The sequence below is a fragment of the Modicisalibacter radicis genome (genome assembly GCF_900961225.1).
Classification (GTDB): Bacteria; Pseudomonadota; Gammaproteobacteria; order Pseudomonadales; family Halomonadaceae; genus Modicisalibacter.
Window position 1 is genome coordinate 39,182 of the sequence record NZ_CAAHFN010000109.1, and the last position, 19,595, is coordinate 58,776.

A 19,595-nucleotide genomic window follows, 5' to 3' on the forward strand; every position below is an offset into this window, starting at 1 on the left:
GCATGGTCGCAGAGAGTCGTGTGAGTGCAATAGCCAGCGTGAAAAGAGGTCACGACAGAATCACTCCGCGGGACCGCACACTTTAGGTTTGCATCGGGCGGCTTCCCGAGCCCCCTGCAAGCAGAATTCGTCGCTATTCCCGTTAGCTATTGATGAGAGGCAGCGAGGCATGATTCTCAGCGGGCATGCCGGGGCTCATTCTATGCGTGCACCCTGAAGGGCGCAAAATAAAACGAGGCGTCACTTGGCGACGCCTCGTTTGGCTGCGGGTAAAACGCGGCTGATCAGTCACCAGCCATCAGGCGTGGCTCAGCCCTGGCGATACACCGGCAGGCGCGCGCAGACGGCTTCGACCTTGGCCTTGACCTCGCTCTCGGCGACGCTGGAGTCGCCCTCGCCCATGGCGTCGAGGATGTCGCAGATCCAGCCGGCCAGGTCGCGACACTCGCTCTCGCCGAAGCCGCGGGTGGTCACCGCCGGGGTGCCGATGCGCAGGCCGGAAGTCACGAACGGGCTCTGCGGATCGCCGGGCACGGCGTTCTTGTTGACGGTGATATGCGCGCGGCCCAGGGCGGCGTCGGCGTCCTTGCCGGTCAGGCCCTGCTTGACCAGCGAGAGCAGGAACAGGTGATCCTCGGTGCCGCCGGAGACCACGTCGAAGCCGCGCTCGAGGAATACCCCGGCCATCGCCTTGGCGTTGACGACTACCTGCTGCTGGTAGGCCTTGAACTCGGGGTCCATGGCTTCCTTGAAGCAGATCGCCTTGGCGGCGATGACGTGCATCAAGGGGCCGCCCTGGCCGCCCGGGAAGACCGCCGACTGCAGCTTCTTCTCGATGTCGGCGTTGTCCTCGGCGGAGAGGATCAAGCCGCCGCGAGGGCCACGCAGGGTCTTGTGGGTGGTGGTGGTGACCACGTGGGCGTGGGGCAGCGGGCTCGGATACACCCCGGCGGCGACCAACCCGGCGATGTGCGCCATGTCGACCAGCAGGAAGGCGCCCACCTCGTCGGCGATCTCGCGGAACCTGGCCCAGTCGATGATCTGCGAATAGGCGGAGAAGCCGGCGATGATCATCTTCGGCTGGTGCTCGCGCGCCAGGCTGGCAACCTGGTCATAATCGATCAGCCCCTTGTCGTCGAGGCCATACTGCACGGCATTGTAGTGCTTGCCCGAGAAGTTGGGCTTGGCGCCGTGGGTCAGGTGGCCGCCGGCGTCGAGGCTCATGCCCAGCACGGTGTCGCCGGGCTTGACCAGCGCCTGGAACACCGCGCCGTTGGCCTGCGAGCCGGAGTGCGGCTGGACGTTGGCGTAGGTGGCGTTGAACAGCTGCTTGGCGTAGTCGATGGCCAGCTGCTCGACCACGTCGACGTGCTCGCAGCCGCCGTAATAGCGCTTGCCGGGATAGCCTTCCGCGTACTTGTTGGTCAGCTGCGTGCCCTGGGCCTGCATGACGCGCGGGCTGGCGTAGTTCTCGGAGGCGATCAGCTCGATGTGCGCCTCCTGACGGGCGACCTCGTTGCACATCGCATCCCACAGCGCGTCGTCGAATCCGGCAACCTGCATATCACGGGTGAACATCGGCGATAATCCTCGGCTCAAAGCGAAAAAATCAGGCGCCATGATACCCCAGGGCCGCGGGCCTTTCACATGAAAGCCGGTCAAGCCGACCCGAGAATTTCTCACCTTGGGTTTAGTCAGGCTGAAGGCTTGGAGCTGGGGCCCTTATGGGAGATTCCTGTGACCGAACCCATCGGGAAACCGGGGCTAATGGAGACATTGGAGCGTCTCGCCCCCTTGATGAGACGCTGGACGATAATGATGAAGGGCTACTGCCACCCGACGATATCGAGCGGTAAGTGCGGCCGGCTATCGGGTGGATGCCAACCCCCTCGCTACTCGAACATTTCCAGTAGCAGTGGATGCCATATCGCCTTGTCGATCTCGCCTAGCCGCCCCAGCAAGCGAGCTTTATCGATACAACGCACCTGATCGAGCAGGATGCGGGCACGCTTACCCTGAAAGGTCAGTTCGGGCCGACAGCCCAATGGTTGGCCCTTGCTGGTGACGGGCGCCACGATAACGCGCGGCAAGGCTGCGTTCATGTCATCGGGCGAGACGACCAGCGCGGGCCGGGTCTTGCGTATCTCGCTGCCCAGGGTCGGGTCCAGGTTCACCCAGAAGACATCGCCGCGTCGAACGGATTTCGACCGTTTCACCATTCCCAATCGTCACTGTCGGCATCGGGGGGCAAGCCCTGCCAGGCGTCGGTATCGCGCTGTTCCTGATAGTCGTCGAACCATCCCTGACGGGCCGGCTTTATCGGCTCTATGACGATGCGCCCGTTTTCCTGGCGCAGCTCGATCTCGCCATCGATACCGCACTCATCGAGCAGGAGCGCAGGAATCAGCACACCGCGTGAATTGCCTATCTTGCGTAATGTCGTTCTCATGGTTTCTCCTGGCCGAACCGGGTAATAACTATGTTATTACTCTGCAGGCGATTTCGCCAACGCCATTCGCTCGAATTACGCCTCGCCCAGCAGCCCCAGGCTGGCCATCGGAGTCTGCCGGCGCACCCCGCGCGACAGCAGGTGGCCGATCAGCCCGATCAGCAGCGCGCCGCCCAGCGGCAGCACCAGCCACAGCGTGAGGTGCAGGCGCGGCGCCAGGTCGAGCCAGCCGATATACACCCCGGCCGCGGCGAGTTCGGCGAGCAGCGCGCCCATCAGGCCGCTGGTCAGCCCCAGCAGGGCGAATTCGACGCCCTGGATCCGCGAGATCAGCCGGTCGCCGGCGCCGAACACCCGCAGCAGGCCGCTTTCGTGGGTGCGCAGCGAATGGCTGGCGGTGAGCGCGGCATACAGCACGCTGATCCCTGCCAGCAGCACGAACAGCAGCACCAGCTCCACGGCGCGGGTGACCTGGGCCAGCAGCTCGCGAACGCGGCCCAGGATGGCGTCGACGTTGAGCAGCGAGACGCCGGGGTAGGCCTCGACCATGCGCCCGAGCAGATCGCGGTGCTCGCTGGCGTCGAGCTTGAAGGCGGTGATGTAGCTGTGGCCGTAGCGTTCGAGCACGCCGGGCGGAAAGATCACGAAGAAGTTGGGCCGAAAGCTGTCCCAGTCGAGATCGCGCAGGCTGGTGATCTCGCCGGTGACCCGGTCGCTGCCGACGGTGAAACTCATGGTGTCGCCAAGCCCCACGCCGAGCCGCTCGGCCAGGCCGTCCTCGACGGAGATCGGCACCGGCTGGCCCTCGGCGCCACCATTCGCCCCGCCGCTCTCGGCGTCGAACCATTCGCCGGCGACCACGCGGTTGCCCTCGGGCACCTCGGCGCGCCAGGTCAGGTTCAGTTCGCGCTGCAGGGAGTTGTCGCCGCGGCTCTCCTCGGGGACGGCCTGGCGTGGTTCGGCACCGTTGATCGCGGTGACCCGGCCGCGCACCATCGGATACAACGCGGTGCGCGCGTCCGCCGCGCCGTCGAGCAGCTCGACGAAGCCGTCGCGCTCGCCGGGCTGGATGTTGATGGCGAAGTAGTTGGGGGTGTCCTCGGGCAGTTGCGCCTGCCAGGTGCTGAGCAGGTCGCCGCGCACCAGGGTGATGATCGCCATCGCCGCGAAGGTCACGGCGAACGCCAGCAGCTGGCCTAGACTGGCCTGGCGGCGCCGCGCCAGCTGGCGGGCGCCGAGCCGCAGGGCCTGGGCGAAGCCGCCGCTGCCGGCGGCGCCCTGTCCCGACCCGCTGCGCCCGGCCAGGCGCAGCACCAGGCCGAGCAGCAGCCAGCCCAGCCCCCACAGCAGTGTCAGGGCGATGAGCCCGCCGACCAGCAGCGCAGCGGAGAGCACCAGGTCGCCGGAATACAGCCACAGCAGCGCGCCGAACACCAGGCTGGCCACCGCCACCACCAGCCACGCCGAGGCGGGCAGCGGGTCGAGCTCGCGCCGCAGTACCTTGAGCGCGCTGACCCGCTTGAGGCGCAGCAGGGTCGGCCCGGCGAAGCCGACCAGCACCGCCAGCGCGGTGAAGATGCCCATCAGCAGCGGCAGGATCCCCGGCGGCGGCAGCTCCATCGGCAGGAACTGCGCGAGCAGCGCCAGCAGGCCGGCCTGCCCCGCCAGCCCCAGCAGCGCGCCGAGCGCCGAGGCGCTGAGCGCCAGCCACAGCAGCTGCCAGGCGAACAGCCGGGACAGCTGCGACTGGGTGGCACCGAAGCAGCGCAGCAGCGCGGCGGTGTCCAGGTGCCGGTCGACGTAGCGGCGCGTGGCCATCGCCACGGCGACCCCGGCGAGCAGTACCGCGGCCAGCCCGGCCAGGCTCAGGTATTTCTCGGCGCGTTCCAGGGCGCTACCCAGCTGCGGGCGCTCGTCGCGCACGTCCTCGACCTCGACGCCCTGGCTGGCGAGACGTTCGAGCAGGCCGCCGACGCCCTCCACCGCCTCGGGCGACCCCTTGGCCAGCAGCTCGTATTCGACTCGCGAGCCGGGGCGCACCAGCCCGGTGGCGTCGAGATCGGCGATGCGCATCATCAGGCGTGGATTGAAGCTGGAAAAGCCCGCCGACTGGTCGGGCTCGCGCTCGATCAGCCCGCTGACCCTGAGCTCGGCCTGGCCCACCTGCACGCTGTCGCCGACGCTCACTTCGAGCAGTTGGGCGAGGCGCGGCGCGATCCACACCGAACCCGGCTCGGGGCCCCGCGGCAACTGGCTGATCCGGCCGTCGCCGAGATCGACATGGACCTCACCATAGAGCGGATAGGCCTCGTCGATCACCTTGAGGCTGGCCAGTTGGAAGGCGTCGTTGCGGCTGACCATCGACACCATGTCGACCTGGTCGGCGAGCGTCAGCCCGGCGTCGCGCAGCGTCCGGTAGAGCGACTCGTCGAACGGCTGGCCCTGTTCGAGCTTGATGTCGCCGCCCATCAACTGGCCGGCCTGGCGGGTCAGGCCGCGATCCAGGCGGTCGAGAAAGAAGCCGATCATCGTCGAGGCGGCCACCGCCAGCGCCAGGGCGATGAACAGCGCGCGTACGTCGCTGGCGCGCAGGTCGCGGCGCAGCCCCTTGAGCGAGAGTCCCAGCATGCCGTTCATGCCTCGACCTCGTCGCGGTTCATTTCCACCAGCTGGCCGGCGTCGAGACGCAGGCAGCGCCCGCAGCGCCGCGCCAGGTTGTGGTCGTGGGTGACCAGTACCAGGGTGGTGCCCGCCTCGCGGTTGAGGGTGAACAGCAGGTCGATGACCGTCCGCCCGGTCTCGCGATCGAGGTTGCCGGTGGGTTCATCGGCGAACACCAGTTCGGGCTGGGTGACGAAGGCCCGCGCCACGGCGACGCGCTGCTGCTCGCCGCCGGACAGCTGCTTGGGCAGGTGGTCCAGCCGCTCGCCGAGCCCGACCCGCGTGAGCCATTCGCGACCCCGCGCGGCGGGGTCGCCGTTGGGCGCCAGTTCCAGCGGCAGCAGCACGTTCTCCAGCGCGGTCAGCGTCGGCAGCAGTTGGAAGTTCTGGAACACGAAGCCGACCCGCCCGGCGCGCAGCCGTGCCCGACCGTCCTCGTCGAGCGCCGGCAACGATTCGCCGAACAGCTCGAGACGCCCCTCGCTGGGCGCGTCGAGCCCGGCCAGCAGGCCCAGCAGGGTCGACTTGCCGGAACCGGAACTGCCCAGGATCGCCACGCTCTCGCCGGCCGTCACTTCGATATCGAGCCGATCGAGGATGGTCAGCCGGCGTTCGCCGCTGTCGACATGCTTGCTGAGTCCCTGGGCCTGTAGAATGGGTACCGACGATACTTCACGCGCGTGGGAGTTGGACATGATGCAGACGTTCCCTGTGGTTGGGCGATGGTTCGCGAAGGGCGACAAGAACACGAGGCTGGCGGCGCTGTCGTTATGGATGCTGCTGGCGGCCGCGACCTGGGCCGGGCCGGCCGTGGCGGCGCCGACGCTGCTGGTGATGGGCGACAGCCTGAGCGCGGCCTACGGCATCGAGCGCGAGTCGGGCTGGGTGCAGCTGCTCGACGAACGGCTCACCGACGAGGTCGAGGTGATCAACGCCAGCATCAGCGGCGAAACCACCTCGGGCGGCGTCACGCGGCTGCCCGAACTACTGCGACAGCATCAGCCCGACATCGTTCTGCTCGAACTCGGCGGCAACGACGGCCTGCGCGGCCTGCCGCCGCAGCAGATGCGCGCCAATCTGGCCCGGATGATCGAGGCCAGCCAGCAGGCCGGCGCCCGGGTACTGCTGCTGGGTATCCGGATTCCGCCCAACTACGGCCAAGCCTACGCCGATGCCTTCAGCCGGGTCTACCGCACGCTCGCCGAACGCCATGACGTGCCGTTGGTGCCGTTCATCCTCGATGGCATTGCGCTCGACGATACGCTGATGCAGGACGACGGCATCCACCCCACCGCCGAGGCCCAGCCGCAGGTACTGGACAACGTCTGGCCGGCGCTGGAGAAGCTGCTGCCCAAACGCGCCATCGCCGAGGCCAAATTGCCCAAGAACTAAAAAAGGACCAAAATAAGACTACACAACGCAAGAGGAACGGGCCATGCGTGTCGAAACCATCAGCTACTTGAAGAAAAATGCCGCCACCCTGGACGTGGAAGAGCCTCTGGTGATCACCCAGAAGGGCAAGCCGACTTACGTGGTCGAGTCCTATGCAGCCCATGAGCGCCGGGAGCAGGCCATTGCCCTGCTCAAGCTGCTGAGCCTGGGCGAGAAGAGCCGCGCGGAAGGCAAGACCATGAGCGCCGAGGAATTCATGGCGAAGTTGAAGGAGGACGAGCGAATCGATCTGGATGAAACGCCATGAGCCAGGCCTCGGCGGTAACGCTCGAAGACACGGCGTTGCAATCGTTGCGAAGTTGCCGCCACTTTCTGATCGATCATATGGACATGCCTCCTGCCCGGGCGCACGCCTACACGCAAGGGCTGGCCGACAGTGCGATGACCCGCGCTCGTGAAAGACCCGACACCTATCGCCTCTGTCGCATCGCCCTGGAAATGGGCATCGACCATTATCGCGAGCTGCTGGTCGACGACTATCGGGTCATCTACCACTACTGGCCCAAGGAAAATCAGGTCTCCATCTACCTCTTCGCCCACCAGCGCCAGGACTTCAAACGGTTGCTATTTGAATATCAAATATTGAGTTAATGCTCCGCGACCGGCGCCGGCGCCTTCTGCAACTGCTGCAAGCCCAGCCCGGCGAGGATCAGTACCAGGCCGACCAGCGTCGAGGCCAGGATCGGCTCACCGACGATGAAGTGCAGCAGCAGCAACGACACCGGCGGCGAGAGAAAGATCAGGTTGGAGACCTTGGCGGTGCGCGAGACCTGCTGCACCGCCATCTGCCACAGCACGAAGGCGAAGCCCATCTCGAACAGCCCGACATAGACGCCGGCGCCAAGGCTCGCCCAGCCGTGCCAGTTGAATCCCGGGCCGAAGGCAACGATCGCGGTCAGCACCGGTAGGCCGACACTGAAGTTTTGCCACTGGGCGACGAGCGGCTCGCGGTGATCGCGGGCGTTGAGCAGCCAGTAGAGCGCCCACAACAGCGTCGAAACCAGCGCCAGCGCTACCCCCAACGGATCGGCGAAGGCCACGTCGAGCACTCGCCCGCGAGTGGCGATGGTCCACACTCCGGCGTAGGCGACCAGCCCGGCGAGCACGTCGTAACGGGTCAGGCGCTGGCCGAGGATCGGCACGGCGAGAAAGGCCATCGCCAACGCCCAGGTGTAGTTGAGCGCCATCGCCTCCTGCCCCGGCAGCCGGTCGTAGGCAGCGAACAGCGCCAGGTAGTACGCCACCGGGTTCATCAGTCCGGCCCACAGCGCAGTCCGCCAGCCATGGCGCAGGGCGTTTCCGAGCTGCCCACGACGCACCATCAAAAGGCCGATCAACAGCCACGAGACCAGCGCGGCGATCCACATCAGCTCGGCGGGTGTCATGCCGGCCAGCGCCAGCTTGAAGGCGGTAGCCACCGTCGACCACAGCCCCACCGCCCCGACGCCGTATAGCATCGCCCGTTGATCGCGCGTCATCTCGCCTCCCTGCCTTCCACGCCCGGCGCGGCTTCATTACGCTTTGCCTGAAAAATGCCTGCGCTCGCCCATACGGCGTTAAAAATCAGCTCGGGCGCGAGTTCGATCAAAATGCTCATTTACACCATGTAAACTCGCGTGCGAGCCCAGTACGCTTTCTACACCGATTTTTGCCTTGTCTGGCCATCGCTCGCCGATTTTTCAGACAAAGCTAGGATATGGCGAACAGCCTAACCGGGCCGCCGAGCGCTGGCGAGCCCCCGGGCACCGGCCACGAGGAACCGCCAATAATGACGAGCCAATTGCCGATCCCCGTCGAGAGCGCGTTCGTCACCGCCTACCGGCTCGATGGGCGCGGTGGCGGCGAACAGCTCGACAACGAGGCCCTGCACCGCGCCTGGAGCAGCGACAATGCCCCGCTGTGGTTGCATCTGGACTTTCGCCACGATGACGTCACCGATTACCTGGGCTCGCTGGCCGGGCTCGAGGAGGCGGTGATCGAGGCGCTGCTCGAGCCGGACACCCGGCCCCGGGTCGCGCGCTTCGGGCGTGGCGTGGTGACCACCCTGCGCGGGATCAACTTCAACCCCGGCGCGGCTCCCGAAGACCTGATCTCGCTGCGCGTGTGGATGACCCCCAAGCGGCTGATCACCCTGCGCCGGCGCCCCCTTCATGCGGTCAACGTGGTTCGCGAGCGCATCGATTCCGGCGAGGGGGCGATGTCGATCCCCGATCTGGTCGCCTGGATGGCCGAGACGCTGGTCGACCAGGCCGGCGACGTCACTCATCAGCTCGAGGAGCGCATGGCCGAACTGGAGGACGCCCAGCTGGCCGGGCGCGGCAACCTCAACGTCGACGAGCTGACCCGCATCCGCCGGCCGCTGATCACCCTGCGGCGGTTCATGGGCCCGCAGCGCGACTGCCTGTCGCAACTCGCCCAGGGCCCGCTGTGGCTGGACGACGACAGCAAGGTGTCGATCCGCGAGAGCGCCAACCAGTTGTCGCGCTACGTCGAGGATTTCAACGCCATGCAGGAGCGCGCGCTGATCCTTCAGGAGCAGTTGTGGAGCGAACACAACGAACAGCTCAACCAGCGCATGTACATGCTCGCCATCGTCACCACGGTGTTCTTGCCGCTGAGCTTTCTGACCGGGCTGCTGGGCGTCAACGTCGGCGGCATCCCCGGCGCCGACAGCCCGCTGGGCTTCACGATCTTCGTCGTCATCACCGTGACGGTGGGCATCGGCGTGATGGCGCTGCTCAAGCGCAAGCACTGGTGGTGAGACCAGCCACGAGCCACGGGCAGCGAGCTGCGGGCCAGAATATTAGCTCGTAGCTCGTAGCTCGTAGCTCGTAGCTCGTAGCTCGTAGCTCGTAGCTCGTAGCTCGTAGCTCAGCCTACCGATCGACATGCCCCAGATCGCGCTCGGGGTCGAGCCGGTCGCGCACCCGGCGCTTGAGCTCCTTGATGTCGGGGAAGCCGCCGTCGCGCTTGCGCTCCCAGAGCGTCTCGCCGTCATAGCTGACTTCGAAGTGACCGCCATGGCTGGGGACGAGCGTGACGCCCTCGAGGTCCTCGCCGAAGGTTGAGAGCAGCTCCTGGGCATACCAGCCGGCACGCAGAAGCCACTGGCATTGCGTGCAATAATGAATGTGAACCGAGGCCATCGTGATACTCCTTGGAAAAAGACCTGTAGATCGCCGATGACCCGATGATAGCAACTGGCCGCCACGTCCCGTAGCGTGCCGGGCCGATGACGACGAGGGAGCGCCGCGTGGCCGAGACCAGCATCAGTCAGACCCGCCTTTTCGAGTGGCTCACCGGCGACGAGGACAGCCGGCTGTGCAGGGACATTTCCGACAGCGCCTGCCGCGAACAGCCGGGCAACTTCTTTCGCCATCTGTGCGCCGCGCTGGGCAACAAGCTCGCCGACGAATTGTCGAGCGCGCGCCTGGTGCTGCCCTGGCTGCTCGGCGCGATCGGCGCGCCGATCTGGATGGTCGGCCTGCTGGTGCCGATCCGCGAGGCCGGCGCGCTGTTGCCGCAGGTGCTGGTCGCCGGCGTTGCCCGAGGGCTGCCGCAGCGCAAGTGGATCTGGGTGATCGGCGGCCTGCTGCAGGCGTTCAGCGCCGCGCTGCTGGCCGCGCTGGCACTGTTCGGCCGGGGCGGCATCGGCGGCACGCTGGTGCTGCTCGTGCTGGTGGTACTGTCGTTGGCCCGTGGGCTGTCGTCCATCGCCACCAAGGATGTGATGGGCAAGACCATCGCCAAGCGCCGACGCGGCACGCTGATGGGCTGGAGCGGCAGCGTCGCCGGCGCGGTGACGCTGGCCGCCGGCGGCGTGCTGATGCTGTTCGACGACCGGCCCGGGCAGTTGGCACTGGCGGTCCTGCTGGCCATCGCCGCGCTGGGCTGGCTGCTCAACGCCGCCTGCGCGGCGCTGATCCGCGAGGAACCCGGCGCCACCGAAGGCGGCGACAGCGTCTGGGCCAGCCTGCGCCAGGGCATCGCCAAGTTGCGCCAGGACCGCGCCTTCCTGCACTTCAACCTGACCCGTGCCCTGTTGCTGTCCAGTGCCCTGGCATTGCCCTACATCGCGCTGCTCGGCCAGCAGCAGGGGAACGGCGACCTGGGCGGGCTGGGCACGCTGATCGTCGTGTCGGGGCTGGCCGGGATGCTGGCCAGCCCGCTGTGGGGCAAACGCGCCGACGCCTCGAGCCGCAGGGTGCTTCGCGACGCCGGCCTGGCGGCGGCGGCGTGCTGCGTGGCCACCGCCGGGGTGGCCTGGGCGCCGGGCGACTGGAGCCATACGGTGTATCCGTTCGCCGTCCTGTACGGCCTGCTGCTGATCGCCCACACCGGGGTACGCCTGGGGCGCAAGACCTACGTGGTCGATCTGGCCGGCGCCGATGACCGAGCCCTCTACGTGGCATTGTCGAACACCCTGACGGGCGTGCTGATGCTGATCGTCGGCGGCCTGATCGGGGCACTGGCGCAGTGGCTGGGCAGCGCCGCCCTGCTGACGATCCTGGCCGGGTGCGCCCTGGCGGCGGCGGCCTGCGCCCAGCGCCTGCCCGAGGTGGAGGCGTGACACGGGCGGGCCCGTGCAAGCCGCAGGCCCCTCAACGCGTTGAAATCCCTGTCCGCTCTGGCCATGATGCTAGACAGGCAGCACCGTGCGAGCGGCACGTCACCGTCACAGGACAACAAGCGCATGAAAAGACCCGCCATGATCGACGCCCGGTTGCTGGAACGCATTGTCGATGCCTCGGTTGACGGCATCGTGGTCGCCGAGCAGGAAGGCGACGAGACCATCCTGATCTACGTCAACCAGGGTTTCGAGCGCCTGACCGGCTACACCACCGACGAGATCCTGTATCGCGATTGCCGTTTCCTGCAGAACGGGGATCGCGACCAGCCCGCCCTGTCGCGCATCCGCCAGGCGCTAGAAGAGCGCCGGCCCTGCCGCGAGGTGCTGCGCAACTATCGCAAGGACGGCACGCTGTTCTACAACGAACTGTCGATCACGCCGATCTTCGACGAGCACGATCAGCTGACCTACTTCATCGGCGTGCAGAAGGACGTCACGCAGCTCGCCGAGGCATTGGCCGAGCTCGAGGCGCTCAAGACGAAACACGGCCTCGCCTAGGGTCGTCACGCCACGCGGTGATGGCCGCGAATTTATTGGCCTCAGCCTCTTGTACCAGACGCCGAGTGGCGCTATATAGCGACCAAGGCATCATCCGGATGCCGAATCGCCACCGCGTCAGGGGAGGCAGGTGACATGAGCCGTAAATCCTTCATCGAAGAAGAGAGCGTCGACGAGCAGGAATTCTTCGAAGCCGTCAACGACGAACACTTCACACGCCCCCGCGTCAGCCGCGCCGATAGCCTGCGTGCGCGTCGCCAGGTCGAGGCGCTGCTCGAGGAGCGCCGCCTCAGGAAAGCCATCGAGGACGACTGGTTCGCCGGGCTCGACGAGGAAGAGTAGGAATTCTTGAAGCGTTTCGTGGGAGTGGATCGACTCACGATCGGGGCAGCCGAAACCATCGGGAACGAGTTCCCTCCCACGAGACCCCTCCGCCCATGCACTGGGCCAGCTTCATCGGGAACAAGTTCCTTCCACGAGGGCCCCTGGCTGGCCTTTCCGGTTTGCCACCACTATCATCGAGACCCATCGTTCACTTCCAACCGACCGGATTTCCATGGCGCAATACGTCTTCACCATGAACCGGGTGGGCAAGATCGTGCCCCCCAAGCGCGAGATCCTCAAGGATATCTCGCTGTCCTTCTTTCCCGGCGCCAAGATCGGCGTACTCGGCCTGAACGGCTCGGGCAAGTCGACCCTGCTGCGGATCATGGCCGGCGTCGATACCGAATATAACGGCGAGGCCCGGGCAATGCCGGGACTCAACGTCGGCTATCTGCCGCAGGAACCCGAACTCGACGACAGCAAGACGGTGCGCGAAACCGTCGAGGAAGCGGTCGGCGAGATCAAGGATGCGCAAGAACAGCTCGACGCCGTCTATGCCGCCTACGCCGAGCCGGATGCCGACTTCGACGCGCTGGCCGCCGAACAGGCGCGGCTGGAAAACCTGATCGAGGCCGCCGACGCCCACAACCTGGAGCGCAAGCTCGAGGTCGCCGCCGAGGCGCTGCGCCTGCCGCCCTGGGATGCCAATGTCGGCGTGCTGTCGGGCGGCGAGCGTCGCCGCGTGGCGCTGTGCCGGTTGCTGCTGTCGAACCCCGACATGCTGCTGCTCGACGAGCCGACCAACCACCTGGATGCCGAATCGGTGGCCTGGCTCGAGCGCTTCCTGCACAACTACTCCGGTACCGTGGTGGCGATCACCCACGACCGTTACTTCCTCGACAACGTCGCCGGCTGGATCCTCGAGCTCGACCGCGGCCAGGGCATCCCCTTCGAGGGCAACTACTCCGACTGGCTCGAAGCCAAGGAGAAGCGCCTCGAGCAGGAAGCCAAGCAGGAAGCCTCGCGCAACAAGGCGATCAAGCAGGAACTCGAGTGGGTGCGCAGCAACGCCAAGGGCCGCCAGGCCAAGAGCAAGGCGCGCCTCAATCGCTTCGAGGAGATGCAGTCCGGCGATTTCCAGAAGCGCAACGAGACCAACGAGATCTACATTCCGCCCGGCCCGCGGCTCGGCGACAAGGTCATCGAACTGCACGACGTCTCCAAGCGCTACGGCGACAAGCTGCTGTTCGAGAACCTGTCGTTCCAGGTGCCCAAGGGGGCGATCGTGGGTATCGTCGGCGGCAACGGGGCGGGCAAGTCCTCGCTGTTCCGGATGATCAACGGCAGCGAGACGCCCGACAGCGGCGAGGTGGTGCTCGGCGACACGGTCCAGATCGCCTACGTCGAGCAGCTGCGCGATGCCCTCGACGACAAGCAGACCGTGTGGGAAGCGGTCTCCGACGGGCAGGACATGCTCAACATCAACGGCTACGAGGTGTCGTCGCGGGCCTACGTGGGCCGCTTCAACTTCAAGGGCAACGACCAGCAGAAGCGCCTGTCGGAGCTGTCCGGCGGCGAGCGTGGCCGGCTGCAGCTGGCCCAGACCCTCAAGCAGGGCGCCAACGTGCTGCTGCTCGACGAACCCTCCAACGATCTCGACATCGAGACCCTGCGCGCCCTGGAAGAGGCACTGCTCGCCTTCCCCGGCTGCGCCATGGTGATCTCGCACGATCGCTGGTTCCTCGACCGCATCGCCACGCACATTCTGGCCTACGAGGGCGAATCGCAGGTGGTGTTCTTCGAGGGCAACTACACCGACTACGAAGCGGACCACAAGAAGCGTGTCGGCAGCGACACGCCCAAGCGCATGAAGTACAAGCGCATCGACGCTTGACCTGAGCGCCGAACCCAAAAGGCCCCGTTGCGCGACGCAACGGGGCCTTTTTTGGATGGCTCATGGAAAGCGACAGAGAACCCCGCCAGAATCAAGGCCATTGCAAAAGGACCGTGCGATGTTTGCCGCAATCAACTTGCCGTACAAGTTGTTCAACCGTGTTCGACAGAGCATCGCCTATCTCCCCTGCCTGCTGGCGTTGATCTACCTCACCCTGGGGCTGATTGCCGTGATACCACGGATACCCGATTCCGCCCTGCCCGACATCCTCGGCCACCTCGGCTTCAAGGATCCCGACACGGCCCGAGCGCTGCTCTCGACGCTGATCGCCGGGATGATCTCGATGGTCGTGTTCAGTTTCTCGATGGTCATGACGGTGCTTTCCCAGGCGGGGGGCAACTTTTCACACAAGCTGGTCTTCGGCCTGATCACGGAACGGCATCATCAGCGGGTGCTCGGCCACTACCTGGGTACGATCCTGTTCATTTTGATTCTGCTGATGGTGCCTTTCGACGGCGATACGCCCAGCCTGTGGCGTTCGCTGGGAGGCTATCTGGGGACGTTGATGGTGATCCATTGCCTGGCGCTGTTCGTCTACTTCATCCACAACGCCTCCCAGTCAGTCCAGATCAACGCGATCCTCCAGGGCCTGCACCAGTCGACTCGCGAGTCGATGCAACGCCTGACCACCCTGCAGGAGCAAGCGCGCTGGCAGCGACTGGATGGCATGGAGATACCCGCCGGGGGCCATGTGATCCATGCCCGACAAAGCGGATACGTGCAGAACGTTCAACTCGAGACACTGGCGCGGCTCGCCGAGGAGCACGGTACGGCAATCCATCTCAATTTCATGTTCGGCGATTACACCGTCGAAGGGTTTCCGCTGTTCAGGGTCGATACCGCCAGCCCGCCAGGCGAGGATTTCGATGACGCGGTGCTGGCAACGCTGATCCATGTGCAGGGGGAGTCGGTGAAGGATCTCTATATCAACGGCCTGACGCAGTTGATGGAGATCGCCGTCAAGGCGCTTTCGCCGGGGATCAACGATCCCGGGACCGCCCGGCTGTGCCTGCATCAATTGACCGAACTACTGTGCCGACGGCTGAAGATCGCTCCCAGCAACGCCTTGACCGATAAGCGCGGCAGCCTGCGGGTGAGCTGGAAGACTCACGATTTCGAAAGCCTGCTTTACCGGCTCTTCACGCCGATCCTGCATTACGGCCGCGACGATGTCAGTGTCGTGCTGGCCTTGCTGAAGGCCTTGAAGACGCTTTCGCTATTCGCCGATGCAGAGAGGCTTGTCATCATTCAAGCGCACGCCGACCGGGTGGTCGGCGCACTGGGGGAAGCGGCCAAGGACAACCTTGACCGCCATTTCATCGACAGGCGCCTGCAGGCGGGAGAACACCGACTTCGACTACCCGGCGGTCTCTCTCCGGCATCAGCGCCGGCCACCCTCGTCAACGACGACTGCGTATCAGCGACACGACGAACAGAATGAGGAAGACGAAGAACAGGATCTTGGCGATCGTTGCCGCCGCGCCGGCGATACCACCGAAGCCGAGCACCCCGGCAATGATGGCAATGACCAGAAAGATGATTGCGTAGTTGAGCATGACCGTCGTCCTTGTAGAAGTTGGCTTTCCCTCGCCTCGATCGTCCGATCGAGGCTATTAGAGAATCGTCATGTTTTGACGTAGCGTCAAGTCCGAAGGCAAGGCTCAGTAGAACTTGGGCTCGCCGCGCGGACGCGTCTTGAAGCGCCGGTGCAGCCACAGGTACTGCTCGGGATGGCGACGGATCGCCGCCTCGATCACCGCGTTGATGCGTGTGGCATCGGCCACTTCATCGCCGCTGGGGAAATCTTCCAGGGCCGGCAGGTACTCCAGCGTGTAGCTGCGATCGTCGGGATTGCGATGGAAGATCAGCGGCATGACCGGCGCCCCGGTCATGCGGGCGATCTTGGCGGTGAGCCTGATCGTCGCCGCCTCGATACCGAAGAACGGCGCGAACACGCTGGCATCGCGCCCGAAATCCTGGTCCGGCGAATACCACACCGCATGGCCGGCCTTGATGCGACGCACCACGCCGCGCAGGTCGTGACGATCGATCGCCTGGCCGAAGATCCGCGAACGGGCGCGGGTCATGAAGCGTTCGAACAACGGATTGTCGTGGGGGCGATAGACCACGTCGGCGGGGAAGTACAACGAGTGCAGCGCGCCGCCCAGGTCGAGCGTCGAGAAGTGGATGCCGACGATCAGCGCGCCCTTGCCCTGGGCGAGCGCCCGGTGCATGTGCTCCTCGCCGCGGAAGGTCACGCGGTGGCGCAGGTGTTCGGGATCCCGACACCAGCCGGTCGCCGTCTCGAGAATGCCGATACCATTGGCCAGGAAGGTCGCCTTGACCAGGTCGGCCCGCTGGCGCTCGTCGAGTTCGGGGAAACACAGCCGCAGGTTGGTCTCGGTGATGTGCCGGCGGCGCTTGCCGAAGCGCCAGGCCAACCAGCCGATGGTCCGGCCGACGGCCAGCTTGAGCGACCAGGGCAGCCAGGCGCCCAGGCGCATCAGGCCGATCGACAGCCAGGTCGGCCAGTAGCGCGGATGTGCCCAGGAGCGCGGCGACGTCGTGTCAGTCATTGGCAAGCGATTCCGTCATGCTGCTTAAAGTGCCTAGTTTATCCATCGATGCGGGATGCGTCAGTGCAGCCTGTTGATGAGGGCGAATCTATTCGCGATGGGGTGGCTGGAAACCCCATCGGGAACGCGCCCCACCAGACCGCCAGGCTTTCTCTTCAGAGGTGACGATAGCGCCGGGGCACCCGCGGCAGTATCCCGGTCAACAGGGTGTAGCTGATGGTGTCGCAGTGCCGGGCGACCTCGTCTATCGACAGCCGGGCACCGCTCGGGTCCTCGCCCCACAACACCACGCGGCTGCCGATATCGGCCCCGGGCAGGTCGGTGAGATCCACCGTCAGCATGTCCATGGAGACCTTGCCGGCCAGCGTCGTCCGCTGGCCGTCGACCAGCACCGGCGTGCCGTCGGCGGCATGCCGGTCGTAGCCGTCGCCATAGCCGGCGGCGACCACGCCGATCCGCGACGGCCGTGGCGCATGCCAGCGACCGCCATAGCCCACCGGCTCGCCGGAGGCGACCTCGCGCACCGCGATGATCTCGGAGCGCAGCGTCATCACCGGCCTGAGTTCACGGGCGGCATCGTTCCCGCCTTCCAGCGGGTTGCTGCCGTAGAGCATCACCCCGGGGCGGTTCCAGGCGCCGTGCGCTCGGGGCCAGGCCAGCGTGGCCGGCGAGTTGGCCAGACAGGTCGGTGCATCGAGGCGCCGCGCCAGCGCGTCGATCGTCGTCATCTGGTGCTGGAAGCAGGCCGGATCCAGGGCGTCGGCGGTGGCGAAATGGCTCATCAGGTGCAGCGCCGTGACCCGCTCGGGGCATGCCGTCAGGCGTGCCCACACGGCTTCGGCACGCGCCGGATCGAAGCCCAGCCGATGCATGCCCGAATCCACCTTGAGCCAGGTCGGGACCGGCCGGCGCGGCCGGTGATCGAGCAACGCCGCGACCTGCCATTCGCTGTGCACGACCAGCCACAACCCCAGCGCATCGACCCGTTCGAGCTCGTCGGGGGCGAAGATCCCCTCGAGCAGGACGATCGGTTCGGCCACCCCCGCCTCGCGCAGCACCGTGGCCTCCTCGAGACTGGCCACGGCAAAGGCCGGCGCCAGGCCGCCGAGCGCACGGGCACAGGCCACGGCGCCATGCCCGTAGGCATCGGCCTTGATCACCACCAGCGCCTGGCTGGAGGGCGCCAGGTCGCGTGCCAAACGGTAATTGTGGCGAAGCGCGTCGAGATCGATATCGGCGTGGAGCGGCCGAGCCATGCATGCCTCCTGCGGCGAGAGGATGATCCGGGTTAGAGGGGCTCATTATTTGATAAAAGAAAGCGGAATTCACGCGCGAAAACACTAAAAAAGCGCGAGAACCCAGCATTTGGCACTGGATATCGCGCTTTCTGCAGCGAATAAGGGGCTTCGACGCTTGCCGTTATTCGCGGGGCGGCGTCGGCGGCTCGCCGATATCCATCATCGCCTCGTAGCGGCTGCCCTCTTCGTTGGGCAGGTCGAGGTGGACTTCGTCACCGGTCTGCAGCCATTCACTGAGGGTGCGCAGGCTGTTGGTGTCGAGGATGCCCGTCTCGCGACGCAGGGCGAGCAGATCGGTGACGTAGCTGTAGCGTGCGTCGGCGTAGTCGGCCTGGGCGTCGTACAGGTTCTGCTCGGCCTGCAGGACGTCGACGATATTCCGCGTGCCCACCTCGTAACCGGAGCGCGTGGCTTCCAGGGCGCTGCGGTTGGAGACGATCGCCTGCTGCTGGGCCTCGACGGTCTCGACGTCGTTGACGACCTGGGTGTACAGCGAGCGGACCTGCTGGGTGGTCAGGCGGCGTTGCGACTCGAAGTCGTACTGCGCGGCCTCGAGCTGATAGGTGTTGCTGCGCACCTGGGCGCGGGTACTGCCGCCGCTGAATAGCGCCCACGATCCCCGCAGGCCGATCTCGGCCCCCGAGTTCTCGCCCTGCACGTACTCGTTGTCGCTGTCCGAGTATTCGTAGCTGGCGTAGGCGTCGAGGCTCGGCAGGTAGCCCGCGCGCGCGATGTCGACGTCGCTGTTGGCGACCTCGATGGCCTGGTTGGCGGCCAGCAGCGTCGGATTGTTCTCCATCGCCAAAGCCACCCAGGCGTCGCGGGTGCTGGGCTCGGGTGACTCGATGGGCAACTCCTCGGACAGCGTGCTGATGGTGTCGTAGCGCTTGCCGGTGAGTCGCTCGAGCGCCTCGAAGCTGACCTGGAGATCGCTCTCGGCGGCGATGCGCTGAGCGCGCGCCAGGTCGTAGGTGGCCTGCGCTTCGTGGACGTCGGTGATCGCGATCAGGCCCACCTCGAACTGTTCGCGGGCCTGCTCGAGTTGCCGGCCGATGGCCTTCTCCTGGGCGACCCGAGCGGCGAGGATGTCGCGGGCCTGGAGAATCGCGAAATATGCCTCGGCGACATCGTAGAGCGTCTGCTGGCGCGTGCTTTCCAGCGTCAGCGCCTGCTGATCGATCTGCTCCTGGGCGCGCTGCAATTCGTGCCAGTTGGTGGCGTCGAACAGCGCCTGGGTGGCCTCGACGCCGACACTCGCGGAATTGTAGTTGTCGTCGCTGGGCGACGATCCGCCGGTTCCGGCACTCGCGGTGCTGCTCTGACTCTCGAAGGTGCGGTTGTTGGCGGCGTTGGCGGTGGCGTTGATCTGCGGCAACAGGTCGCCGCGCGCGACCTCCCGGTTTTCCTCGACGCTGTGGAAAGTGGCGCGCGAGGAGGCCAGGTCGGCATTGTTGTCCATGGCGTCGCGAGCGATCGTCCAGAGATCGGCCGCCTGGGCCTGGGTACACAGCGCGGAGGCGATCAGCAGGGGCAACAGCCGCCGGGCGAAGCCCGGACGCGACGACAGGCGCGGAAGTGAAACGAAGCGGGACGGCATCGATATTTCCTTTCGATAGCAAGCGATAGCGACAGCTATTATACATACGATGCCGCATGTTAGCTTGCGTAGCAAATGACAAATAATGCGCATGCCGGATGAGTGACGGCCGAACGGCAAACGCGGGCCATCGGCCCGCGTCGTCGCTACCCGTCA

At 66.0% G+C, this 19,595-nt stretch carries 20 protein-coding genes; 9 read left to right on the forward strand and 11 right to left on the reverse strand.

Annotated elements, in window-relative coordinates; genetic code table 11:
- Positions 1-309 precede the first annotated feature (309 nt).
- The 5 genes from glyA to HR9077_RS18395 all read right to left on the reverse strand — a co-directional run bounded on the left by glyA (position 310) and on the right by HR9077_RS18395 (position 5,805).
- Positions 310-1,578 carry a serine hydroxymethyltransferase gene (glyA, locus tag HR9077_RS18375; RefSeq protein ID WP_136068756.1) on the reverse strand — a complete coding sequence of 423 codons (1,269 nt, stop codon included), beginning with the start codon at positions 1,576-1,578 and terminating at the stop codon, positions 310-312.
- A 314-nt stretch (positions 1,579-1,892) separates the two neighbouring features.
- Complete coding sequence (locus HR9077_RS18380) at positions 1,893-2,219, reverse strand: type II toxin-antitoxin system PemK/MazF family toxin (protein WP_136068757.1); 327 nt, start codon at positions 2,217-2,219, stop codon at positions 1,893-1,895.
- Positions 2,213-2,449, reverse strand: coding sequence for an AbrB/MazE/SpoVT family DNA-binding domain-containing protein (locus tag HR9077_RS18385; protein ID WP_136068758.1), 237 nt, complete (start codon positions 2,447-2,449; stop codon positions 2,213-2,215). The genes HR9077_RS18380 and HR9077_RS18385 overlap by 7 nt, the downstream gene beginning before the upstream one ends.
- A 75-nt stretch (positions 2,450-2,524) precedes the next feature.
- Entirely contained in the window at positions 2,525-5,086 is a 2,562-nt protein-coding gene (locus tag HR9077_RS18390) for an ABC transporter permease (RefSeq protein ID WP_136068759.1), read from the reverse strand.
- On the reverse strand, positions 5,083-5,805 hold the full coding sequence (locus tag HR9077_RS18395; RefSeq protein WP_136068760.1) for an ABC transporter ATP-binding protein: 723 nt from the start codon (positions 5,803-5,805) through the stop codon (positions 5,083-5,085). The genes HR9077_RS18390 and HR9077_RS18395 overlap by 4 nt, the downstream gene beginning before the upstream one ends.
- Positions 5,806-5,884: 79 nt before the next feature.
- Here HR9077_RS18395 and HR9077_RS18400 point away from each other — a divergent pair, with 79 nt between their 5' ends.
- From HR9077_RS18400 to HR9077_RS18410, 3 genes are read left to right on the forward strand one after another with little or no spacing between them, the layout of a single operon-like run.
- The gene (locus HR9077_RS18400) at positions 5,885-6,502 is read left to right on the forward strand and encodes an arylesterase (RefSeq protein WP_136068883.1); all 618 of its coding nucleotides are present in this window, start codon (positions 5,885-5,887) and stop codon (positions 6,500-6,502) included.
- A gap of 43 nt (positions 6,503-6,545) precedes the next feature.
- Complete coding sequence (locus HR9077_RS18405) at positions 6,546-6,809, forward strand: type II toxin-antitoxin system Phd/YefM family antitoxin (protein ID WP_136068761.1); 264 nt, start codon at positions 6,546-6,548, stop codon at positions 6,807-6,809.
- Positions 6,806-7,153 carry a type II toxin-antitoxin system RelE/ParE family toxin gene (locus HR9077_RS18410; RefSeq protein ID WP_136068762.1) on the forward strand — a complete coding sequence of 116 codons (348 nt, stop codon included), beginning with the start codon at positions 6,806-6,808 and terminating at the stop codon, positions 7,151-7,153. The genes HR9077_RS18405 and HR9077_RS18410 overlap by 4 nt, the downstream gene beginning before the upstream one ends.
- On the opposite strand, the gene HR9077_RS18415 is transcribed toward HR9077_RS18410, so the two are convergent.
- A complete protein-coding gene (locus HR9077_RS18415; RefSeq protein ID WP_136068763.1) occupies positions 7,150-8,040 on the reverse strand; it encodes a DMT family transporter in 891 nt (296 codons plus the stop codon). The genes HR9077_RS18410 and HR9077_RS18415 overlap by 4 nt on opposite strands.
- A 290-nt stretch (positions 8,041-8,330) precedes the next feature.
- On the opposite strand from HR9077_RS18415, the gene HR9077_RS18420 reads away from it, so the two are divergent.
- Positions 8,331-9,323 (forward strand): zinc transporter ZntB, encoded by a 993-nt coding sequence (locus tag HR9077_RS18420; protein ID WP_136068764.1) that lies wholly within the window; start codon positions 8,331-8,333, stop codon positions 9,321-9,323.
- A 115-nt stretch (positions 9,324-9,438) separates the two neighbouring features.
- On the opposite strand, the gene HR9077_RS18425 is transcribed toward HR9077_RS18420, so the two are convergent.
- Positions 9,439-9,708, reverse strand: a complete 270-nt coding sequence (locus tag HR9077_RS18425) for an Rdx family protein (protein ID WP_136068765.1) — start codon at positions 9,706-9,708, stop codon at positions 9,439-9,441.
- 107 nt (positions 9,709-9,815) lie between these two features.
- Here HR9077_RS18425 and HR9077_RS18430 point away from each other — a divergent pair, with 107 nt between their 5' ends.
- From HR9077_RS18430 to HR9077_RS18450, 5 genes are all read left to right on the forward strand, one after another.
- Positions 9,816-11,132, forward strand: coding sequence for an MFS transporter (locus HR9077_RS18430; RefSeq protein ID WP_136068766.1), 1,317 nt, complete (start codon positions 9,816-9,818; stop codon positions 11,130-11,132).
- Positions 11,133-11,255: 123 nt separating this feature from the next.
- A complete protein-coding gene (locus tag HR9077_RS18435; RefSeq protein ID WP_136068767.1) occupies positions 11,256-11,690 on the forward strand; it encodes a PAS domain-containing protein in 435 nt (144 codons plus the stop codon).
- Between the two features lie 135 nt (positions 11,691-11,825).
- Positions 11,826-12,032 carry a PA3496 family putative envelope integrity protein gene (locus HR9077_RS18440; protein ID WP_136068768.1) on the forward strand — a complete coding sequence of 69 codons (207 nt, stop codon included), beginning with the start codon at positions 11,826-11,828 and terminating at the stop codon, positions 12,030-12,032.
- 214 nt (positions 12,033-12,246) lie between these two features.
- Positions 12,247-13,908 (forward strand): energy-dependent translational throttle protein EttA, encoded by a 1,662-nt coding sequence (gene ettA / locus HR9077_RS18445; protein WP_136068769.1) that lies wholly within the window; start codon positions 12,247-12,249, stop codon positions 13,906-13,908.
- Between the two features lie 118 nt (positions 13,909-14,026).
- Positions 14,027-15,409, forward strand: coding sequence for a DUF2254 domain-containing protein (locus HR9077_RS18450; RefSeq protein WP_168380996.1), 1,383 nt, complete (start codon positions 14,027-14,029; stop codon positions 15,407-15,409).
- Here HR9077_RS18450 and HR9077_RS18455 read toward each other — a convergent pair.
- From HR9077_RS18455 to HR9077_RS18470, 4 genes are all read right to left on the reverse strand, one after another.
- Complete coding sequence (locus HR9077_RS18455) at positions 15,369-15,524, reverse strand: DUF1328 domain-containing protein (protein WP_136068771.1); 156 nt, start codon at positions 15,522-15,524, stop codon at positions 15,369-15,371. The two genes, HR9077_RS18450 and HR9077_RS18455, sit on opposite strands and share 41 nt — an antisense overlap.
- A 105-nt stretch (positions 15,525-15,629) precedes the next feature.
- Positions 15,630-16,544 carry an LpxL/LpxP family Kdo(2)-lipid IV(A) lauroyl/palmitoleoyl acyltransferase gene (gene lpxL, locus HR9077_RS18460; protein ID WP_136068772.1) on the reverse strand — a complete coding sequence of 305 codons (915 nt, stop codon included), beginning with the start codon at positions 16,542-16,544 and terminating at the stop codon, positions 15,630-15,632.
- Positions 16,545-16,699: 155 nt separating this feature from the next.
- Positions 16,700-17,800 (reverse strand): alanine racemase, encoded by a 1,101-nt coding sequence (gene alr / locus HR9077_RS18465; protein WP_136068773.1) that lies wholly within the window; start codon positions 17,798-17,800, stop codon positions 16,700-16,702.
- Positions 17,801-17,963: 163 nt separating this feature from the next.
- The gene (locus HR9077_RS18470) at positions 17,964-19,439 is read right to left on the reverse strand and encodes a TolC family outer membrane protein (protein WP_136068774.1); all 1,476 of its coding nucleotides are present in this window, start codon (positions 19,437-19,439) and stop codon (positions 17,964-17,966) included.
- Positions 19,440-19,595 lie beyond the last annotated feature (156 nt).